General features: G+C 45.2%; 11 protein-coding genes. 3 read left to right on the top strand and 8 right to left on the bottom strand.

Translation table 11 applies throughout. From position 1 onward, the window contains the following. The 5 genes from QZ407_RS05340 to rhaT all read right to left on the bottom strand — a co-directional run. Positions 1–123 (bottom strand): (Fe-S)-binding protein (locus QZ407_RS05340; RefSeq protein ID WP_295768368.1); only part of this gene is annotated, 123 nt, incomplete at its 3' end. 40 nt (positions 124–163) lie between these two features. After that, positions 164–1,549 (bottom strand): FGGY family carbohydrate kinase, encoded by a 1,386-nt coding sequence (locus tag QZ407_RS05335; protein WP_295768348.1) that lies wholly within the window; start codon positions 1,547–1,549, stop codon positions 164–166. Positions 1,550–1,557: 8 nt separating this feature from the next. After that, the gene (locus QZ407_RS05330) at positions 1,558–2,832 is read right to left on the bottom strand and encodes a TIM barrel protein (protein ID WP_295768345.1); all 1,275 of its coding nucleotides are present in this window, start codon (positions 2,830–2,832) and stop codon (positions 1,558–1,560) included. A gap of 91 nt (positions 2,833–2,923) precedes the next feature. Continuing rightward, on the bottom strand, positions 2,924–5,044 hold the full coding sequence (locus tag QZ407_RS05325) for a bifunctional aldolase/short-chain dehydrogenase (protein ID WP_295768342.1): 2,121 nt from the start codon (positions 5,042–5,044) through the stop codon (positions 2,924–2,926). 34 nt (positions 5,045–5,078) lie between these two features. Beyond that, positions 5,079–6,161, bottom strand: coding sequence for an L-rhamnose/proton symporter RhaT (gene rhaT, locus QZ407_RS05320; protein ID WP_295768339.1), 1,083 nt, complete (start codon positions 6,159–6,161; stop codon positions 5,079–5,081). A gap of 362 nt (positions 6,162–6,523) precedes the next feature. Between rhaT and QZ407_RS05315 the strand changes: the two genes are divergently transcribed. The 3 genes from QZ407_RS05315 to QZ407_RS05305 are packed head-to-tail and all read left to right on the top strand — an operon-like array spanning position 6,524 to position 11,319. Further along, positions 6,524–7,558, top strand: coding sequence for a GntR family transcriptional regulator (locus QZ407_RS05315; RefSeq protein WP_157539828.1), 1,035 nt, complete (start codon positions 6,524–6,526; stop codon positions 7,556–7,558). Between the two features lie 19 nt (positions 7,559–7,577). Continuing rightward, positions 7,578–9,002, top strand: a complete 1,425-nt coding sequence (locus tag QZ407_RS05310) for a sialate O-acetylesterase (protein ID WP_295768335.1) — start codon at positions 7,578–7,580, stop codon at positions 9,000–9,002. Positions 9,003–9,006: 4 nt separating this feature from the next. Then, a complete protein-coding gene (locus QZ407_RS05305; protein ID WP_295768332.1) occupies positions 9,007–11,319 on the top strand; it encodes a DUF5703 domain-containing protein in 2,313 nt (770 codons plus the stop codon). 716 nt (positions 11,320–12,035) lie between these two features. On the opposite strand, the gene QZ407_RS05300 is transcribed toward QZ407_RS05305, so the two are convergent. From QZ407_RS05300 to QZ407_RS05290, 3 genes are all read right to left on the bottom strand, one after another. Further along, a complete protein-coding gene (locus tag QZ407_RS05300) occupies positions 12,036–14,081 on the bottom strand; it encodes a glycoside hydrolase family 127 protein (protein WP_295768330.1) in 2,046 nt (681 codons plus the stop codon). A gap of 173 nt (positions 14,082–14,254) precedes the next feature. Beyond that, positions 14,255–17,620, bottom strand: a complete 3,366-nt coding sequence (locus QZ407_RS05295) for a glycosyl hydrolase (protein ID WP_295768328.1) — start codon at positions 17,618–17,620, stop codon at positions 14,255–14,257. 236 nt (positions 17,621–17,856) lie between these two features. Beyond that, entirely contained in the window at positions 17,857–21,150 is a 3,294-nt protein-coding gene (locus QZ407_RS05290; protein ID WP_295768326.1) for a glycoside hydrolase family 2 TIM barrel-domain containing protein, read from the bottom strand. Between the last annotated feature and the right edge of the window lies 1 nt (position 21,151).

Genomic DNA, 21,151 nt, shown 5'->3' with positions numbered 1-21,151 from the left:
ACAAGTTTGGTTTTTGGGATATACCACGTCTACGCCCAGCTTCTCTAGCAATTGCAGGGTAGCAATGGCAGCACCAGGGTAAAACTGATCGACATAACACGGTACAAATAAACCTACACGCATCTATCGCTCCTATTCTGTTTTTATATTGTGTATAACTAAATTACGTTGTAATACCTTGTGTAACTGAGTAAAATTTCAGTTCGAGCAAGTCATGTGGCAAGGGTTTAGAATTCCAGGCCTTGTGAATGGCTAAGGCTGCACCTACGGCAGTAGCCTGGGCCATAGAAGCGGCAAACACCTCGGTGTGAGGGAATGCTGCGGCCAACAAATGCATATAAACCGCATTCTTGCTAAACCCTCCATCAACAAATATACGCTTAACCGAGTTCTCTTTTAAAACATAACCGGTCGATATTTTTTGCTGATCAACAATGTCCATCATCAGGCGGTGGTAAGCTTCCTCTTCATTTGCAAAGGTGCCTAAATCACGCTGACCAAACACAGATGCTTGTAAACTTGTAGCTCCGGTCCTTTTAACAGTTTCCCGGGCTAATAGTTTGGCTACTATGTCGGCATCAAACCTGATGGTGCGGTAATGTGCCGTATTTTGGTTGTAATGAGCCGCAATACGTTTCACTTGCTGCTCGTACTCATAGCCCGCAAACAAACGTGAGGCTTTAACCGGCTGGCCCTTATACTGAATGTAATTAAGGCAGTCGTTCTTCAGTTCCTCGTCTGTTAACGGAGAATGATCAAAAGGATTCAGCGTTATGGTCCAGGTACCCGTTGAAAGCAATACAAACGGCTCGGTAAAGCTTACCAGGTAAGGGATAAGTGCTGATGAGCTATCGTGCAAACCAATACCAACACTATAGCTGTTGCCTGGAAACGCAGCCGGCATCACTGCATCGGCGTTACGTACCGGAGCCAGCTTTTCGGCAAGTCCTTCCTTTACTACCCAATCATGATAACTATTTCTTTCAAAATCCCACAAACTAGTGTGACAGCCAATGCTGGTAACATCGCTAAACATTTGTCCGCTAATTAAATAGCTTAAGTATTGCGGTAAATGCAAGGCATATTTAACCCGGCTAAAAATTTCGGGTTGTTCATGTTTTAAACGATAAAGCTGCAAGCCTGAATTTAAACTGCCCAACACGGGCGATGAAGTTTGACGGGCCACAGTAGACTCGCCCCCATAAGTTTCGTAAAACTGCTTGTGCAGCTCATCGGGGTAAGTTTTAAGATAGTTGTAAAGCGGGGTTAACGGTGCACCATCCTCATCTACATAAACAAAACTGGCACCATACGATGAAAAGTTTACGGCTTTCACATCAAATTCCTTACGCTTGAAAATCTCGCGCAAAGAATCGAAAACCGAAAGCCGTAAACTATCAATGTTTTCACAGGGGTCGCCATCCTCGTCGGCCGTTTCGTTAAAGCGGGCCGATTTCTCGTAAACAATCTTATAATCTTCGTTAAACAAGAACAGTTTTTTGTTGGTCTTGCCTACATCAAATACGGCTATTACGGGTGTTGGCGTCATGTTCAATGTTATAGTCCGGTGGCAACAGTTTTAGCGCCACGCTCTTTGATTAAGTTTCCACGTACATCAAGGCTACGGTATGCAGCTAAAGGATCAATTGCACCACCTGCACGTAAGCGGGCTTCGGCCACTAATGAGCGAACATCGGTACGGTAAGCAGCCTGTAATATCTCCTGTGCCTGTACAGCATCATTAGCAGCTTGTGCAGCTTTTAAAGCAGCAGTATCAACCAATAAGGCTTGAGCATAAGCAATCTTGATAGCCTCAACCGACTGGATCAAATCTTCAATTGGGTCTTTCAAATTGTGAGAAGCGTCGATCATCCAGCCAATATCGGTAGCATGAGTCATGCCGCGGGCGTCCATACCTTCAACCAGTTCGTTAAAGATCAGGAACAACTGGTATGGATTGATGCTGCCAACGGTTAAGTCGTCATCACCGTATTTAGAATCGTTGAAGTGGAAACCGGCCAGTTTACCTTCCATCAGCAATAACGATACGATTTGCTCGATGTTGGTATTTGGCAAGTGATGACCTAAATCAACCAGTGTTGATGCTTTAGGACCTAACTTGTTAGCCAGTAATAACGACTGACCCCAATCGCCAATAGTGGTTGAGTAAAAGTTTGGCTCATAAGGTTTATATTCAACCCATACTTTCCAATCGTCTGGCAATGCCTCGTAAATTTCCTGTAAGCTCTCTAAGGTATTTTGGAAAGCGCCACGGAAGTTTAACTGACCGGGGAAGTTTGAACCATCGGCCAACCATACAGACAAGGCATTTGAACCTAATTCAACGCCGTATTTTATTACCTCGATATTGTGTTCTACCGCTTGCTTGCGCACGGCTTTATCAACGTGATGTAATGAACCGTACTTAAAGCTGTGCTGCTGGTCTTTCTGATCCTGGAAAGTGTTTGAGTTAACCGCATCAAAACGTAAACCATGATGAGCAGCTGCTGCTTTGATGGCATCGGCGTTTGATGGAATATCCCATGGAATATGCAGGGAGATAGAATTACTTGATTTGTTTAGTGCCTGGATAGCACCTACATCCTCAATTTTTTCTTCGAGGCTGCGAGGCTCTCCACCACCCGAAAAACGGCCGAAGCGAGTACCACCGGTTCCTAAAGCCCAGCTTGGTATAGCTACGTTGAAAGCTTCTAACTTGGCTAATACGCTATCCAGATCTTTAACATCGGCAGCAACGTACTCAAACGCACGCTGATGTTTGCCGCTGGCCTGATGATTTAACTCATCAATTTTATATTTTTCCATTTGCATAATTTAGTAGTTATTGGTTAATAAATCATGGTTCATAGTAATGATTTGGCATTAGCCACGAACCATCAATTATGAACCATGAACTTAGTATCTATCTTACAAAACCGGCAGCCACACCACCGTCAACGTTAATTACGTTACCTGTTGATTTACCTAACAGGCCGCCGGTGATGGCAAAACAAGCGTTAGCAATATCTACCGGTAAAATGATTTCGTTTAATAATGTACGTTTTGCGTAGTAGGCAGGCAATTCGGCTACGGTAATACCGTAAGCTTTTGCACGGCCTTCGGCCCATCCGCCAGCCCAAATGTTGCTATCGCTGATAACGGCATCAGGGTTAACCACGTTAACACGGATTTTATCAGGACCTAATTCGGCTGCATTTAAACGGCTTAGGTGTAATTGTGCAGCTTTAGCACTACCGTAACCGGCATTGTTTGGTCCGCTTACCAAGGCATTTTTGCTCACAATGTTAATTACATCGCCACCAATGGCTTGTTTTTTCATTACGGCAACAGCAGCCTGGGTTACAAAGAACTGGCCTTTTACCAATACATCATATAACAGGTCCCAGTCTTTTTCGGTATGGTCGGCAATGGTTTTAGAGATTGATAAACCGGCATTGTTCACAATTAAGTCAACACCACCAAAGTTTAACGCAGCTACATCCATAGCACGCTGAATTTGCTCGGCGCTGGTAACATCCATAACCGCAGTAGCGTATGAATCTTTACCGTAAGCAGCTTTAAACTCCTCACCGGCACCTTCTAAACGCTCAGCGTTCATGTCGTTCAAAATAACAACAGCACCTTCTTCAACAAACTTTTTGGCAATAGCTTTACCAATACCACCGGCACTACCGGTAATTAAGGCAATACGACCGCTTAAAGCTTTCGGCTTAGGCATGCGCTGTAGTTTGGCTTCTTCAAGTAACCAGTACTCAATATCAAACGCTTCCTGACGTGGCAATGAAGTGTACTCAGAGATAGCCTCGGCACCTTTCATTACGTTGATAGCGTTGGTATAAAACTCGGCAGCTACACGGGCAGTTTGCTTGTCTTTAGAGAAGCTGAACATACCTACGCCAGGGTAAAGAATAATTACCGGGTTGGTATCGCGAATGGCAGGGCTGTTATCGTGTTTGCAGGTGTTGTAGTAGTCGGTATACATTTGACGGTAAGCCTCAAATGCAGGAGCTAATTTAGCTTTAAGGCCTTCAACATCGCTCAAATCAGCGTCAGGTGCCAAATCTAACACTAATGGGCTTATTTTAGTACGAAGGAAGTGATCAGGGCAGCTGGTACCCAGTGGTGCCAAACGCTCTAAATCATTAGAATTGATAAACTCCAATACGCGTGCATCATCAGTAAAGTGACCAATCATGTTGCGCTCGCTTGAGCAAAAACCACGCAGGATTGGTGCTAAGGCAACAGCTTGTTTTTTACGAGCTTCTGCTTCTAAACTTTGCACTTTCTGACCGGCAAACACAGGGCCTTTTTTGCCATAGTTTTGCTCTAAGTATTCAGCACATTTTTCAATTACTTCTAAGGTATTGATGTAGCTTTCGTAAGCAGTATCGCCCCAAGTAAATAAACCGTGTGAGCCTAACATAATACCACGAATGCCAGGGTTAGCATCTAAACAAGCTTTTAACTGTAAGCCTAACTCAAATCCTGGTTTTTTCCATTCAACCCAACCAATGGTACCGCCAAATAACTCTTCGGTAATTTTTTTTCCGTCTTTAGCAGCTGCAATAGCAATAGCTGCATCAGGGTGTAAGTGGTCGATGTGGGCAAATGGTAAAAAGCCGTGTAAAGGTGTATCAATTGATGGCGCTTTTGAAGCTAAGTCATAGATGCTGTGGTTAAAAAGTTCAACCATTTCATCTTCAAACTCAACACCACGGTATACATTTTTAAGGCTACGTAAGCGGTCAACATATAAAGCAGCAAGGCCGCTTTTTTTCAAAGTACCGATGTCGCCACCTGAACCTTTGATCCACATTACTTCCACTTCCTGACCGGTAAGCGGGTCTTTTTGCATTAATTTACACGAAGTGTTACCACCGCCATAGTTGGTAAGGCGTAAATCGGCGCCCAATAGGTTTGAGCGATATATTAAAAGGGCTACCTCATCACCAGCCAGTTCGGCTGCTTTGGCATCGTCCCATAAATAGCTTACGTGCTTAAATTCGGTTGATTTAACAGACATATTAATTTTAATGTGTTTTACTTTTCTAAATAAATTATCCTTTTAAAGAGTTACCGTAACCTACAATCAATACCGAAAGTATGATGGTAGCAATACCTGCAACCACTGTTATATATGCTTTGCGGCTTACGCCTTTCCACTCTTTTAAAACCAAACCCCATAGGTTGGCAATTAAAATAATGAATGCCATGTGCAGTATCCATGAGCTTGGTCCGTTACCTAAACGGCTCTCACCCATTCCGTAGAAGAAAAACTGAAGGAACCAGGTTGTACCTGCTAATGCTGAAAATAAGTAGTTGGCCAGCAGCGGTGTTGTTTTATCGGTGTAGTTGCCAAATGTTTTATTGCGCGCATTAAGTATCATACAATAAACCAGGTTGGTAGTTAAACCACCCCATAGTATTACAATGTAGGTTACGTTGTTCTGGTACAAGAAATTACCCTGACCCGGGTTAGCCGCCATCCAAATTTTGTTAGCCGTGTCAGACATGCTGTGACCAGCCTCGATACCAAAATTAAAGCAAGCGCTTAATATACCTGATATAATAGCCAGTATAATTCCCAAGCCAAACTTGTACTCGGTATTAGTTGCGGCAACATCCTGTGTTTTCGAAAGTTCTTTTTCTTTTAGTACACCTGCACGGCCGCATATCACAATACCTAATACACATACCGCAATACCCAAAAGCACCATCTGGCCCCAGTTTGTACTCATAAGCAGGCTTATGGAATCTTTACCATCGGCCGGGTACAATTCATAATAGAATGATGGTATTAATGAACCAAATATGGAACACAAACCTAATATTATGGAGCTACCCAATGCTACACCTAAGTAGCGCACGCCCAAGCCATAAGTTAAACCACCAATACCCCAAAGCAGGCCAAAAAAGTAGGTTAGGCCTAATATACCGGCGTTGGTTTGTTTAATAATTTCAACAAAGTTGGGAATGGTTAACCAGGCTGCCAATGGTGGCACAATTAACCATGAAAACAATCCTCCCACTATCCAGAAACTCTCCCACGCCCAACCCTTTACCTTTTTATAAGGAATGTAGAAGCTGCCTGATGCAAAGCCCCCTATGAAGTGAAAAATAACGCCTAAAATTGCCTGCATTCTGATAAATTATATTATAATTGGTTGGTAGCGAAAGTAGAAAAGCTGACCTACACAGCTATCATGCACTGTCATGGTTATTTTTGGCCGTAATGATGGATGCTTCAACATAAGGTAGCTTTTACAATAATACTTTATTAACCTGTTAATAACCTAAACCAAGTATTAATTAGACAATTTTATACAATAAAAATGTCAATATCGGCAAATGTGATTACCTTGTGGGCAAAGCTGTTGTGGCTGCTTTAGTACTCATTATTAAACCGCGCTTACAACACACCAAACCTGCTCAAACTTAAATTTTATAAACCTGTTATAAGGCCGCCAATGCCTTGTTAACTACTCGTAGCAATAGTTTGTACATGAAACCAATTTCGTTTTTAGAATACATTGAAATTGATTATTATTCTTCAACGCCTAAGTACCTGCAACTGGCTAACTCCATAGCCAAAGCCGTACGAGACGGACGTTTAAGTAAAAACGATACGCTGCCATCCATCAACGAGCTTAACTACAATTTCGAAATATCGCGCGATACTGCAGAGAAAGCATACAAGCACCTTAAATCAATTGGCATATTGGGGTCTGTGCCGGGTAAAGGCTACTATATCAAAAGCGTTGAAACAGTACAGCGTTTTAAAGTATTTTTGCTTTTTAACAAGCTTAGCACTCATAAAAAAATTATATACGATGCTATTATAGCCGGGCTTGAGCAACAGGCGGCTATAGATTTTTATATTTACGATAACAATTTTCTACTTTTTAAAAAGCTCATTGAAAACGCTAATAACGACTACACACACTTTGTAATAATCAGTCATTTTTTAGATGGCGGTGATGAAGGCTTACAGGAGGTAATCAATAAAATTCCAAAAGACAGGCTTATATTGCTCGACAAAATGGTTAAAGGAGTAAACGGGCAATATGCTGCAGTTTATGAAAACTTTGAAAAGGATATTTTTAACGCCCTCGAACAAGCTTTAAAACCCCTAAGCAAGTATCATACAATTAAAATCACCTTCCCTGAGCATACCTATCACTCAACTGAAATACTTAAGGGCTTTTATAACTTTTGCACGCAATATGCCTTCAATTATAAAGTAGTTAAAAACATACAAAACGAGCCCATTAACGCAGGTGAATGCTACATCACCTTAATGGAGAACGATGTGGTGGTTTTGATTGAAAGACTATTACAAACTCAGTTTAAAATTGGGCAGGATGTAGGCATTATATCGTACAATGAAACACCGGTAAAAAAGATTATTCTGAACGGACTAACTACCATTAGTACCGATTTTCAGAAAATGGGCGAAAGCGTGGCGCAGATGATTATTAACAACCGCCGCGAGCATATCGAAAATCCTTTTTATTTAACATTACGCCCTTCATTATAAATCCTCTATTTTTGGGGATATGAGAAGAAGTGTATTCGCGACAATTATATTTATTGCGCTAAGTGTTGCGGCTTATGGGCAAGTTAAACTTGCCTCTATTTTTACCAGCAACATGGTGCTGCAACAACAAATGGACGTACCCATTTGGGGATGGGATAAACCCGGCAAGCCTGTAAGCGTAACCACCTCATGGAACAATAAAACTTATAAAACCGTTACCGATAATGCCGGCAAGTGGAAAATAAAGGTGGCCACCCCATCTTTTGGCGGTCCTTATACCGTAACCATAAACGACGGGCAAATTAACAAACTTGATAACGTGTTAATTGGCGAAGTGTGGCTATGTGGCGGCCAATCAAATATGGAGATGCCGATGAAGGGGTTTAAAGGCCAGCCCATCATGGGATCGAATGAAGCTATCCTCAAATCAAAAAATAACAACATTCGTTTATATACCGTTCCACGTTCATCGGTAACCGAGGTTCAGGAAAACAGCAAGCCGTCGGAGTGGCGGGTTGCAAGTCCGGAGTTTGTGAGCAACTTTAGCGCTACCGGCTATTATTTTGGCCGATTGCTGAACGAGATGCTCAACGTGCCGGTTGGTTTAATTAACTGCAGTTATAGCGGCTCATATGCCGAAGCATGGGTAGACCCGGATGTATTGAAGGCTTTCCCCGAAGTAAAAATTCCGGCAAAGGGCGATACCATTAAACAGGTAAGCCGTACCCCTACTACCTTATACAATGGTATGCTGCATCCGATTTTAGGTTACGGCATCAAAGGGGCCATTTACTACCAGGGTGAATCAAACTACGAACGCCCGGATAATTACGAACTGTTGTTTCCTGCATTAGTAAAACGCTGGCGCCAACTTTGGGCGCAAGGTGATTTTCCGTTTTTATATGCACAGATAGCACCGTATGACTACGCCCAACTGCCACCATATAACAAAGGCGGCAAATACAATTCGGCTTACTTACGCGATGCGCAACGTAAGTCATTAAAAACCATTCCTAACAGCGGCATGGCCGTGCTAATGGATATTGGCGAACAACCCAGCATTCACCCTGCGCGCAAAGAACCGGGCGGTACCCGGCTGGCTTATCTTGCTTTAGGTAAAGTTTATGATATTAAAGGCTTTGGTTTTGCCAGCCCCGAATATGAATCAATAACCGTTAAAGACACTTTGGCAACCATCAAATTTACTAACGTTGCCAACGGCTTAACCTCATACAGCAAACCTTTAACCCAATTTGAAATTGCAGGTAAAGACCAAAAGTTTTATCCTGCCAAAGCGGTGATCAGTGGCAGCTCAGTAAACGTATCATCGTCCCAGGTTAAACAACCTGTTGCCGTACGCTACGCTTTCCGCGATTTTATTGTAGGCGAACTTTACGGAACAGACGGCTTGCCGGTATCATCATTCAGAACAGATAATTGGTAACAGAATGAGGTATCTGCTTTCGATTGCCTGCCTTGTTATTTCATTTGTAGCCGGCACTGCCTTGGCTCAAACTAATGAGCTAAAGCAAAATAATATTGTTTGGACAAGCCAAAGCCAAAACTCAGGTGAGAGCATGCCCTGCGGTGGCGGCGATATTGGCTTAAATGTTTGGGTAGAAAAAGGTGCAATGTTCTTTTATTTATCTAAAAGCGGCACATTTGATGAAAATAACACCTTTTTAAAACTTGGCCGGGTGCGGGTAAAATTGTATCCTAATCCATTTGAGGGCAAAAATTTCAAGCAGGAACTTTCCCTACAAACCGGCGCGGTTAATATTGAGGGCAGCAACGGTAAATTGAAAGCAAACATTAAGGTTTGGGTGGATGTGCATAGGCCGGTGATACATGTGGATGTAAGCAGCAATCAAGCCATAAAGACAGAAGCCGCGTATGAAAGCTGGCGCACAGAAGACCGTTACACCAAAGGCCGCGAAAACAATCAAGGATCGTGGAAATGGGCAAACCGCCCCGACATTCGTACCCGTAAGGACAAGGTTACTGCAAGCGGCAATAGTATTGTTTTTTATCATCGCAATGCAGACACCACCGTTTTTGATGCAACGGTAGCTCATGAGGGTATGGATGGCGTAAAAGCGCAAATGTTTAACCCCTTGAAGCACCTTACCTTTGGCGGCAGCATGCAGGGTAAGGGCATGGTTGATGCCGGAACGTATACAGGAACGCTGTATGGTACAGCTTTTAGAGGTTGGAAACTGCAAAGTAAATCAGCCTCCAAAAAACAAAACATTGAGCTGTACCTGCATACGTCACAAGTGCCCGCTTTTGGTCAATGGCAGGCCGGGTTACACCAAGTAATCAAAGAAGCCCAATTGGCCAAGAAAGCCGAATTAAATACCCAAAGCTGGTGGAAACAGTACTGGAATCGCAGCTTTATATACATCAATACTGATTCGGTTCAAAGCCAAGCCTGGCAGGTTGGGCGCAATTACCAGTTATTTCGTTATATGCTGGGATGCAATGCTTACGGGCAATACCCTACTAAATTTAATGGTGGCCTGTTTACTTATGATCCTCAGTTTACTGATAGTGCATCTAAATTCACCCCCGATTTTCGCCTTTGGGGAGGCGGTTTAATGACCGCGCAAAACCAGCGGCTGGTATACTACCCTATGCTCAAAAATGGCGACTTTGAGCTGATGAAACCGCAGTTTGATTTCTACCTGCGCACTCTCAAAAACGCCGAACTACGCAGCAAAACCTACTGGAACCACGCAGGTGCAAGCTTCACTGAACAACTGGAGAATTTTGGACTGCCCAATGTTACCGAATACGGCTGGAAACGCCCTGCCGGTTACGACAAAGGCATGGAGTACAACGCCTGGCTGGAGTATGAGTGGGACACGGTGCTTGAGTTTTGCTATATGATGCTCGAAACCGAGCGTTACACCGGCAAAGACGTTAAACAGTATATCCCCTTTATTGAAAGCTGCCTTACTTTCTTTAATGAGCACTACCAATACTTAGCTCGCAACCGTGGAAGCAAAGCCTTTGATGGAAATGGGAAACTGGTGCTTTATCCCGGTTCGGCAGGCGAAACGTTTAAAATGGCCTACAACTCCAGCTCAACTATTGCCGCCCTGCAAACGGTGCTTAAACGCCTGCTGGAGCTTCCCGCCGGTTACTTAACCGACGAGCAAAAAAAGAACTGGAACCTGATGCTTAGCCGCATCCCTCCTATGAGTTTTCGTGAAACAAACGGCCATAAAACCATTGCCCCTGCACAAAACTGGGAACGGGTAAACAATACTGAAAGCATGCAGCTATACCCTGTTTTTCCTTGGGGGATTTATGGCGTTGGCAAACCTGATATTGACGTAGCCCTTAACACTTGGAAGTACGACACCCTTGCTGTAAAATTCCGTAGCGGTGTGGGCTGGAAACAGGATAATATTTTTGCTGCCCGCCTGGGCTTAACCGATGAAGCCGCCAAGCTTAGTATCTTCAAACTGAAAAATTCCGGCCGCCGTTTCCCTGCCTTTTGGGGTCCTGGTTACGACTGGACACCCGACCATAACTGGGGCAGCTCGGGCATGATTGGCGTACAGGAAATGCTCCTGCAAACCGACGGCAAAAAAATCATGCTCTTCCCTGCATGGCCCAAAACCTGGGACGTGCATTTTAAACTGCATGCACCTTATGAAACCACAGTTGAGGCTACGGTTAAAGCCGGTAAATTAGTTGATTTAAAGGTGTGGCCGGAGAGTAGAAAGGGTGATGTGGTGAATATGTTGAAGTGATTAACTAACCCCGTCATTGCGAGGAACGAAGCAATTTCTGTGTAGAAAAAGCTTTGTGCTTCTACTTCAGCCAGTGCCTTGTTAGCACAGGGATGTACTTGCCGTAAGCCAGTGGATGTTACTTTTCTTTTGCTAAAAGAAAAGTAACCCAAAGAAAAGGTTGCGGCTACGTTTATTTGCTATATCACTGCTGTGCTTTAACTAGGGCTTGTGCTACCCGCAAAACACTGATGCCGCAAAAAAAATATCGTTAGGGTAGTGCTTTTGCATAGTTTGTTACTAAAGCGTTACCACAACCGAATCCTGTTTAACTAAAAATGTCACCGGACAGTCCATCAGTGCTGCCCCGCTTTCATCCCGAAGCCAGAAGGTGACAAACTCCCAAAGTGTAAGTGAGAGAAAAAGATATCCAAGAAAAAGCAAACAGTAAAGCTGAGGCGCAACTTTGCTGTTTTGCTTTGAAGAGCGTTGGGCATTCAGCGCACCCGGCCGGGAGCTGCCTGAGGGATGGCAGGGATTGCGATGAATAGGCCTTTTGGTTACTTTGTGGCTATGACAAAGTAACAGCCTCCGCGGCGAATGAGCGGGAAGCGACAGGCTAATGAATATTTTACGAATAAAAATGTCATTCCCACGTTAGGAGAAATCCCATCCGAGCTATGCGTCTAAGATTTCTACTAACGTCGAAATGACACCAATCATAATTAAAAAAAGACCTACCTATCCACCGGCAACCACGTAGCCATGTCCACATGGCCACGATTACCCCACGCATAATAAGGTATTAATCGCACGTTAACTTTTGAACTTGCAGTACCCACCTCGCGGTAAAGTGTATTTTTCCAACTTGCTTCTCCAAGCAAATCGGCCTGGCCGGTAAGGCTCATGATTGGGCTGCTCTCTATCTTAATCAACTCAGGCTTCAAATTATTTTTAACAGGTATGGCAACGTTGAACACTTTTTGTCCCTTAGGCAAATCGGCCGATTCAAGGCAATATACCACCGGACCACGTTTAACCGCCACCTGGTTGCGGGTTTCCTCAACCAACGGGTTCGATTCTAACAGTTGAACCGGCATAGGCAGATTCAGTTCAATTTTATCGCCCGTTTTCCATTTGCGGTTTACCTCAGCGTACTCACCGCTGGTTAATGCTGCTTCTACAGGTTTGCCATTCACCAACAAGGTGGCCTCTTTACACCAGCCCGGTATACGCAAAAACATTGAATAAGCATTTTTAGGTGCTTGCTGTAAAGTGATGCTTACTTTGCCATCCCACGGGTATTCGGTAACCACATTAAGCTTTAAAGCCGAACCATCTTTCAGTTTCGTGTTCAAGGCATTACCACCGTACAGGTTAAAATACAAACCTTTGTCTGATACGCTGTAAGCATAATCGCTCACCTCGGCAATTGTACGTACTACGTTTGGCGGGCAACAGTTGGATAGCTTGATGTAAGGTACTCTATCTTTTGACCAGCGCTGGCTAAACGGCAAATCATCAGAGTAGCTCATAGGATTAGTGTATAAGAAGTTCTTACCGTTTAAACTAATACCCGAAAGCACGCTGTTGTACAAAGCCAGCTCCATTACATCGGCATATTGAGCCTTGCCTGTGGTTTGCAGCATGCGCCAGTTCCAAAGCACGTTGCCAATGTTAGCACAGGTTTCATTATGAGCGGTGAAGTTTGGTAATTGGTAATCGCGGCCGTAAGCTTGATGAACTTTCTGCACGTCAGTTGGCTGATAAGAAGTTCCATCGGGCGATACACCATCATACAGCGCACCGCAACCACCCGTTACATACATTTTGCGTGTCACCACATCGTTCCACATCAAGTCGAGCACATCTTTTATAGATTGATCGCCAGTTTCGGCATAAACATCGGCGGCACCGGCAAAAAGGTAGTTAGCACGTACGGCATGGCCCATTACTTTGGTCTGTTTACGGAAAGGGATGCGGTCCTGGTTATCGTCGGTACCATCTTTCATCAAACCACGAATATCTATAAGGTTTTTAGACAGCTCCAGATATTTAGGGTCGCGTGTGGTACGGTACATTTCAACCACACCCATGTAATGCGATGGACAAATGGCGTTACGGGCCAACTCGGGCGATGCTTTTTTATAGAAGTTGTACAAATAGTCGGTAGCCTTAATAGCCAGGTTGAGCATTGTTTTTTTACCTGTAGCGCGGTAATGCACACAACCGGCTGTCATTAAGTGACCCAAATTGTAGGTTTCAAAATTCAACCTGTCGGCAAATGCCTTGGCATTTTTCGGATCGTTACGCTCGGCAATAATGGTTGGGGTATGGATATAACCATCGGCCCTTTGTGCTTTGGCAATAACTGCAATGGTTTTATCCATCAATGCATCAAGCTTTGGGTCCTTGGTTACGGCATACATGCTGGCCACTGCCTCAAATAGCTTATAAAAATCGCCATCATGAAAAGGAGGGCCCGAGTGCGATCCAGTATCTAATTTAGCCGCTATCTCAAAGTTTTTGAAAGCGTGGCTTACATTAGGATCAGTATAAACCTTCCACAAGTTAGGTATCATGGTATCGCGGCACACCTGGAAACGGTCGGCCCAAAAGCCTTTGGTCCAGGTAACGTTGCCCATATCAACACTGCCAAGCTTGGCATACGGGCTTGCCGAAGTGTTAACCAGCGCCTTGCTTTGCGCCATAACCTGCGTACCGGCCAAAGCCAGCAATGCGGTTATGCATTTTATTTTAATCAGCGTCTTCATCATTTTCATGTTCATAAGAGGCACAAAGTATAGTGCCTCTACGTTTAGTTTATTCGCACGTAATTGTGAGGTATGAAGTAATGTCTTATGTCATACTGAATTTGTTTCAGCAATTCATATCCTAAGCCTACTGCCTGCGTATCCGTCGGTTGCCGAAACATGTGTAACGTGACAGGTTACTGTTATTTCCCAACCTTCTCCAAAACCACCGGCCCCATCAAGCCTGCCGGTAGTAATGGCCTCCCCTCTAAACGGTAAGGCGCGTTGGTCCAGGTTATCTGCTTTTCTTTAGGCAAACGGTGATCGCCCATTAAGCGGTTGGCCCAGGTGTTGGTTACTTTTATTTTAATTTCGTTCTTGCCCGTTTTAAGGGCCTTTGTGATATTTACACGGTAAGGCGCTGTCCAGGCCACGCCGCAAGGCACGCCATTAACGCTTACCTCGGCAAGGTTGTCTACCTTTCCTAAATTCAGCCATACACTTTCGCCCGGTTTGGCTGTAGCCTTCCAATTAAAGCTTTGTGCATAAACGGCAGTTCCCGAATAATAACGGATGGTTGAATCGGCGGAGAGGCTCCAGTCTTGTAAAGCATTCCATTTTACAGGTGCTTTTGGTCCGCCCAATTGTTGGTTAAAGGTAACTGTCCAGGCCGTTGATAAAGTTTGAACGTTTTGCGGGGCAGGGTTAGTCTTTACCGCACCTGCTAAAGATTTGGTTGGCGTACGCAGCACCACAAATACCGACCCGCCAACTTCCAACTCCACAGGAACCAATATACGGCTATTTTCTATTTTCCAGCCTGGCGCTTCGCTAATTTCGCCGGTAAGGGCATTAAATAGCTCAGGTATTTGGTTGGTTAAACGCAATGATACCTCGAGCTTGCGTTTAGCGCTCAACTGGTTTGAAATAAAATATATTTCATTATTATTTCCTGAACGATGATTCCACGAAATGCTATCGGCAGTCTTACCATTTTCAGATGCAATGAAGTCTCTCTCTAAACCAATACTATTCAAATCAGGCTGCTGGTAAGGTCCAATTATCAATTTTCCTTTTCCGCTTTGCTTTAACGCCGGGCCAGTCTCCGGGTGATAGATAATGGTAGCGCCATCGGCTATCAACTGGTTCAGTTTATTAACCACCGCAGCCGATCGCACTGCACCGTTAGGCAGCATTTGCGTAGCGCCTGGTATAACCAGCACCTTGTAACTGGCGCCGCCGGGCAGTTCAACTCGCCCGTTCACTACTTTAGCCAAGCGCATCAGCGCATCAAGGTTAAACGAATCATACTTATAACCACGCAATGGATCAATCAAGTCTTCAGAACCCAGCATGTTAGCGCTACTATTTACCCCAATAGGAATAGTACGCATAGGCAAACCTTTGTTAGCCAAACGCTCCTTCTCACGGACAACTCTTTCGGCGCCAAAAAGGCCGGGCAAGGTAGGTATCAATCTATCGGGTAGTAGCGAACGGCGCGGGGTTTCTTCGCCGGTAAATACGGCAACATCGGTAACCGGGTGACCTTGCTGCAGCAATGCCTGGCAACGGTTAACGTATGCAACCCATGCACGGCCGGGCTTGTACCAGGTTTGGTCGCGTTGCATAAACAGGCCGATTCCATCGAGGGTCATGCCGGGTTTACGGTCAATCCAAGGGTTGTGCATGTTTACGTGGTAATCAATTTTGTTAATACCTAACGCCAGGTTACGGTCGCCCAAGGCCTTCAACATACCCGGATGCTCGTTCCACATGGTGCGCAGCTCGGTATATGACTCCGATTGGATAATATTTTTACCATAAATATGCCCGCCCGAAATAGCATCCAACATATCATTAGGTTTATCGTGCGTAGGACTATTCAACCAAAATTCGCCCATTGTAACATCGGGAATGTTGTAGTGCAACAGCCCATCGCTTACCATGGTTGGCGCAACACTCTCCGCCGTAAAGGTGCAGCCTTTTTCGTGCGCCAGGTTAGCCAGCGTAACGTAGAATTTATCAACAATTAGCTCAGCAATGGTCTGGCGCACATCGGCCAGTACCTGTTCCGATTTTGCAGCACTTTCTACCGGCACACCAGCCATTACAGGCAGGTAAGGCATTAAATCGTACCCCCGGCGCTGCTTAAACTCCTGCGCAAACCCGGCCGACCAATTTTGGCTGCCGCACTCCCAGCTATCCATATGGAAAACCTTCAATACCCGGCTTGCTAATTCAGGACCAATCTGTTTCCATGCCTCGCCGTACCAGTGATCAAACTGCATTTTAACGGCTACCGGGTTAAACTTATCGCACTCCAAGCCAGCGCCTTTGCCACCCGTAGCATTAGTATGCCCGGTAGAAGTATGGCCAATGCGTAAAATAGTCCAGTTACCCGCAGGCACTTTCCAGTTTAACTTACCGCTAGCATCCAGCTTATCAGTAAGGTTAATAATTTTATCTGTATTAATACACAATTCGGCAGGCAACTGCTCGGCCGTGGTATTTTTACTTACGCGCCAAACTTCCCCGGTTTTACCCTCATATTGGCTGATACGCGGGTCGGACGATAACTCTATACCCGTAATTTTTAATGATTGTTTCCACTTGGCAAAGTCCAGATCCTCAGCTCCCGGTTCCGAACCATCGCGGTTGTAGTAGAACCTGAAATATTTGGCTGTGGTTGGTGCGATAGCATGCGTAACGTCGATACCGGCATCCTGCCAGCCGTGGCGCGGCGGCAATAACTGCCCTGCCTTACGGAATGTCTTGCCATCATCACTTATTTCAATGCGTAAACGTTGCGCCTGGTAATTAGGCGATGCCGTATGCACCACCAAAGAGCGGCACAGAAAAGGCTTGGCAAACTCCAGTTGAACCCAGCAGGAATCGGTAGTGGCAAAGGTTTTCCTGTTGCCTGCCTCGGCTAAAAACTGCACATCAGTATTAGGCAAACTGGTTGTTATCTTAGGCTTAACCGTATTGCTGCTTACTCCCGCACCAACAGGCGACGGGTAAGCCAGCACTGAAATATCTTTATAATAGCCTTTATAACTTTCCGGGCGCTGCAGCGTATCATTAAATTGCTTAACGCCGTTCAACATGGTTTTGCTAAACACTACCTTTTGCATCGACAGCTCGGGGGTAATCCACGGGCCACCGGCCAACGCAAAACCATCGCTTACGTGCATGCCCATCTTCAAGCCTAAGCGGTCGGCCTCCTGCATTGAAAATTTCACCATATCCCACCACAACGGCGAGAGCTGCTCAACAGGCGGCGATATGTACGGCGGGTTAGAAACGCCTTTAATAGTCATTAAATAGGCACCACCCAAACCGGCATTCTTCATGGCTTCCAAATCGGCTGTTATACCAGCCTTACTTGCCGAAGCCTGCATCCAATACCATATTGCCCACGATTTGGCAGCGTACGGTGGGTTCTTAAAGACCTTCCCTAAATCGGGCTGTTGGGTGGTTTTGCCGTTGGTTTGTGCAAAAACTTTATCAATGGAAGAACTCAGGCATATAATACTAAGTGTTAGACATCTTATCAGGTTCTTCTTCATTCTCAATTAAATTATTAATTACTTGTCAATTCGCCTTAGGAGAAATCTTGTTCGAATTGCTCAGCTTATTCGCTTTACAAGATTTCTCGTTATCACTCGAAATGACGACGTGTCTATTTTTTATTTTTCTTTTGGGCGTTACCCTCCGGGTCGGGCTATCCGTTACAAGTCCTCGTTTCGCTATGCTTCACTCCGGGCTTTCCACTGCTATCCCTAACGCGGCCGAGGCTTCTGTACTACTTACTACTTTTCACCTTACTTACCACAATACCAACATTAGCAGGCGTAGCTTTACAAGGCAACAAAGTGAACCCATAGCTATATGGCTTAGCCGGTATCTGGTAAATATCCAGCGGTGCAGCCACGTCCGACCAGCTGTCATTACCGCCTACGCCCATTTGTATTAAATCGATATTGAGGGTTACGTAACCGGCATCTTTCAGTTTGTTGGTGTGCTTGGCACCTACAATGTTGGCTTCGGTGTACGGCCAGGCGCTCATGCTCAGCAGACTATCGGCTACTACCAACAAACCATTTTGCTGCTTATCGCCTAAAAACATCCAGCGTACATCGGTGCGGTTACCGTTTTCCTGCGGTACGGCGTAAGGCTCCATAAAATCGGTAATCGACTGGCTGTAAATACCAGCCTCAAATCCGCTTCTACGGTCAATATAATTTTCTAAAGGACCACGGCCGTAGTAACTGATGTTATCGTAACTACGTTTAATGCCGCCCTGCATACCCACTTTTGGCAGGTTAGGTAGGCCGCTTACTTTTGGCGTAAACTGGTAATCAACCTTAACTACACCTGTTGCATTAACAGTGTAAGTTACGGTTACCGCAGCGCTATCGCCCACGACTATATAATTACTAATTACAGCCACCGAACCATTGGCCAGTCTATTGGCCTTTACATCTTTTAGTTTAGGAGCTGAGGTATACCAGGGCTTCAATTTTTTATCCGATTTCCAGCCGCGGTGATCGTTATCAGTTACCGGACGGGTAAAATGCGGCAGCAACGGGGCTGCTATTTGTTCCTGATTGTTGAATAGGTATGAACTTAAAGCGCCATTTTGCTTGTTGATGCTTAATTTAAAGCCTTTACCGGTTAGGGTATAAGCATCGGCACCATCGTTTAAGATAACGGCACCATTAGCAGCTACCGCTTTGGTTTGTACCAAGCCGGTCAATGCAAATTGGTCTGATGCAACCTCGTAACCCTTGGCTGCCCAAAGTTCATCTTTGCTTAAGCTGAAATGAATATCAGCAAGGTATTCATTTCCTGCTTTTAATGATGGCAGGTAAGATTTAACGCTGATGGTGGTATCCTTACCGGCTGCAAGGTTGATGGATGGTAGCGGTTTGCTTACCACAATTTTACCGTCTTGCCGCACTTGCAGCAAAATGGCAAAACCGGCTAACGATTGCACAGCACTACGATTAGTAATTTTCACCAGGCCTTTAGCTGCATCAACCAGTTCACTCACCACAGGTTGAAACACGTGCTTGCTCTCAAACATAGCCGCCTTAGGGCGCCCGTCCGAAGCTACCGTTCCTTTTATAGTAAAATTGTCAAAATACTTTTCACCGTAATCGCCGCCGTAGGCAAAAAACTCAGTCCCGGCCGAATCGCGTTTCAGCAAACCTTGATCCTTGTATTCCCAAATAGCACCACCAATTACACGCGGTACCGAACGCCATTGGTCCCACAGGTCTTTCAAATTACCGTTTGAGTTACCCATAGCATGCGAGTATTCTACAAAGAAAATGGGGCGGTTATCACCGTTTTTTTGGTTTACCAGCAAAGGCGCTGTGTATAAGGCCGGGTACATGCGGCTTACAATATCTACATAAGGCTCGTCAATGGGGTTTTGCAGGCGGTGCGAGTGATCGTTTGGTTTGAGGTAACGCGCATCGGTTACATCAATGTAGCCTTCGGCCTGCGGCGTGCCCTGTGCAGGTTCGTAATGCACGGGACGGGTTATATCAAAATCATGAATCCAGGCGGCCATTGCAGCGTGGTTTGGTCCTCTGCCGGCTTCATTACCCAAACTCCAGATAACGATGCTCGGGTGATTTTTATCGCGCATAACCATCCGCGTGGCGCGGTCAAGATAAGCGCTGGTCCAGGCAGGGTCGTTGCTTAGTTTGGAGCCGAGTCCGTGGGTTTCGAGGTTGGCCTCGTCTATCACCAAAATACCGTATTGGTCGCACAAGTCGTACAGGTACGGGTCCATTGGGTAATGGCTGGTGCGTATGCAATTAAAGTTGAAACGCTTGATGGTGCGCACATCCTCCAATATATCTTCGCGCGAAAGGGCCTTGCCTTTAACGGCATGATGGTCGGGACGGTTGATGCCGTACAAATAAGTCACCTTGCCATTGATGAGCAGTTTGCTGTTATCCTTGGCAAACTCCACACTGCGGAAACCTACACGACAACTCTTCACCTCCAATACCTTACCTGTGCTATCTTCTAACGATAAAGTAAGTGTATATAAGTTCGGCTGTTCATCGCTCCATTTGGCAGGGTTGTTTACTTTGGCTTCCATCAGGCCAAATTTTACGTTGTCCAAACGCGGATATATCTCGTTAATAATATCGTTAACGCTACGTTGCAATGGCTTGTCGAAAACTGCTTTGCTGTTCTTGTCAAACAACTGGGCTTTAAGCTGATAGCCGTTGATAGCCTTACCAGTCAAATTCTCCATACGCGGGCGAATGCTCAGCACAGCATCTTTATACTGCTTATCCAACTTGGTTTGGTAAAAGAAATCGGCAATTCGGAGTTTAGGTTCGGCCAGTAATATTACCTCGCGGTGAATGCCGCTTAAACGCCATTGATCCTGATCTTCCAAAAAAGAACCATCGCTCCAGCGGATGTTTTGTACCGACACAATGTTTTCACCTGCCTGTAAATAAGGCGTTATGTTAAATTCCGATGACAGGAAACTATCCTCGCCATAACCTAAAAACTTGCCGTTCAACCAAACCTTAAAGCCCGAACTCACGCCGCCAAAGTGCAGGGTAACGTTCATGTCTTTCCAGTTTGCTGGCAGGGTAAACGTGCGCTGGTAGCTGCCCACGCCGTTCACATCATGCGGTACATAAGGTGGATTAACCGGGCGGAACGGATATACCGCGCTTTTATAAATAGGCTTGCCATAACCCAGCATTTCTACGCTTGAAGGCACGGCTATTTTTTTCCAGCCGCTAACACGGCTTTTGTAAAAATCCTTAGGTGCATCGGCAGGTTTCTCGGCAAACGAAAAATCCCACTGTCCGTTGAGCGACAACATGCGGCCCGATTTTTCACGCTCGCCTTTTAAAGCTTCATTTATTGTAGCAAACGAATAAGCCGTAGCACGAGAGACATCACGGTTAATGCCGCTCACCAACGGGTCTTCCCAGGGTTCGGTACTGAAAACAGCCGGGGCGTTGGGTACGGCAGCCGGTGTTTTATCAACCAGTTGTGCAAAAACGCTTCCGGGTAAAAGTGCAGTTATAAGGTAGATGATTTGTTTCTTCATC

The organism is uncultured Mucilaginibacter sp. (assembly GCF_913773635.1).
Classification (GTDB): domain Bacteria; phylum Bacteroidota; class Bacteroidia; order Sphingobacteriales; family Sphingobacteriaceae; genus Mucilaginibacter.
This window is presented reverse-complemented; position numbering and strand designations above follow the sequence as displayed.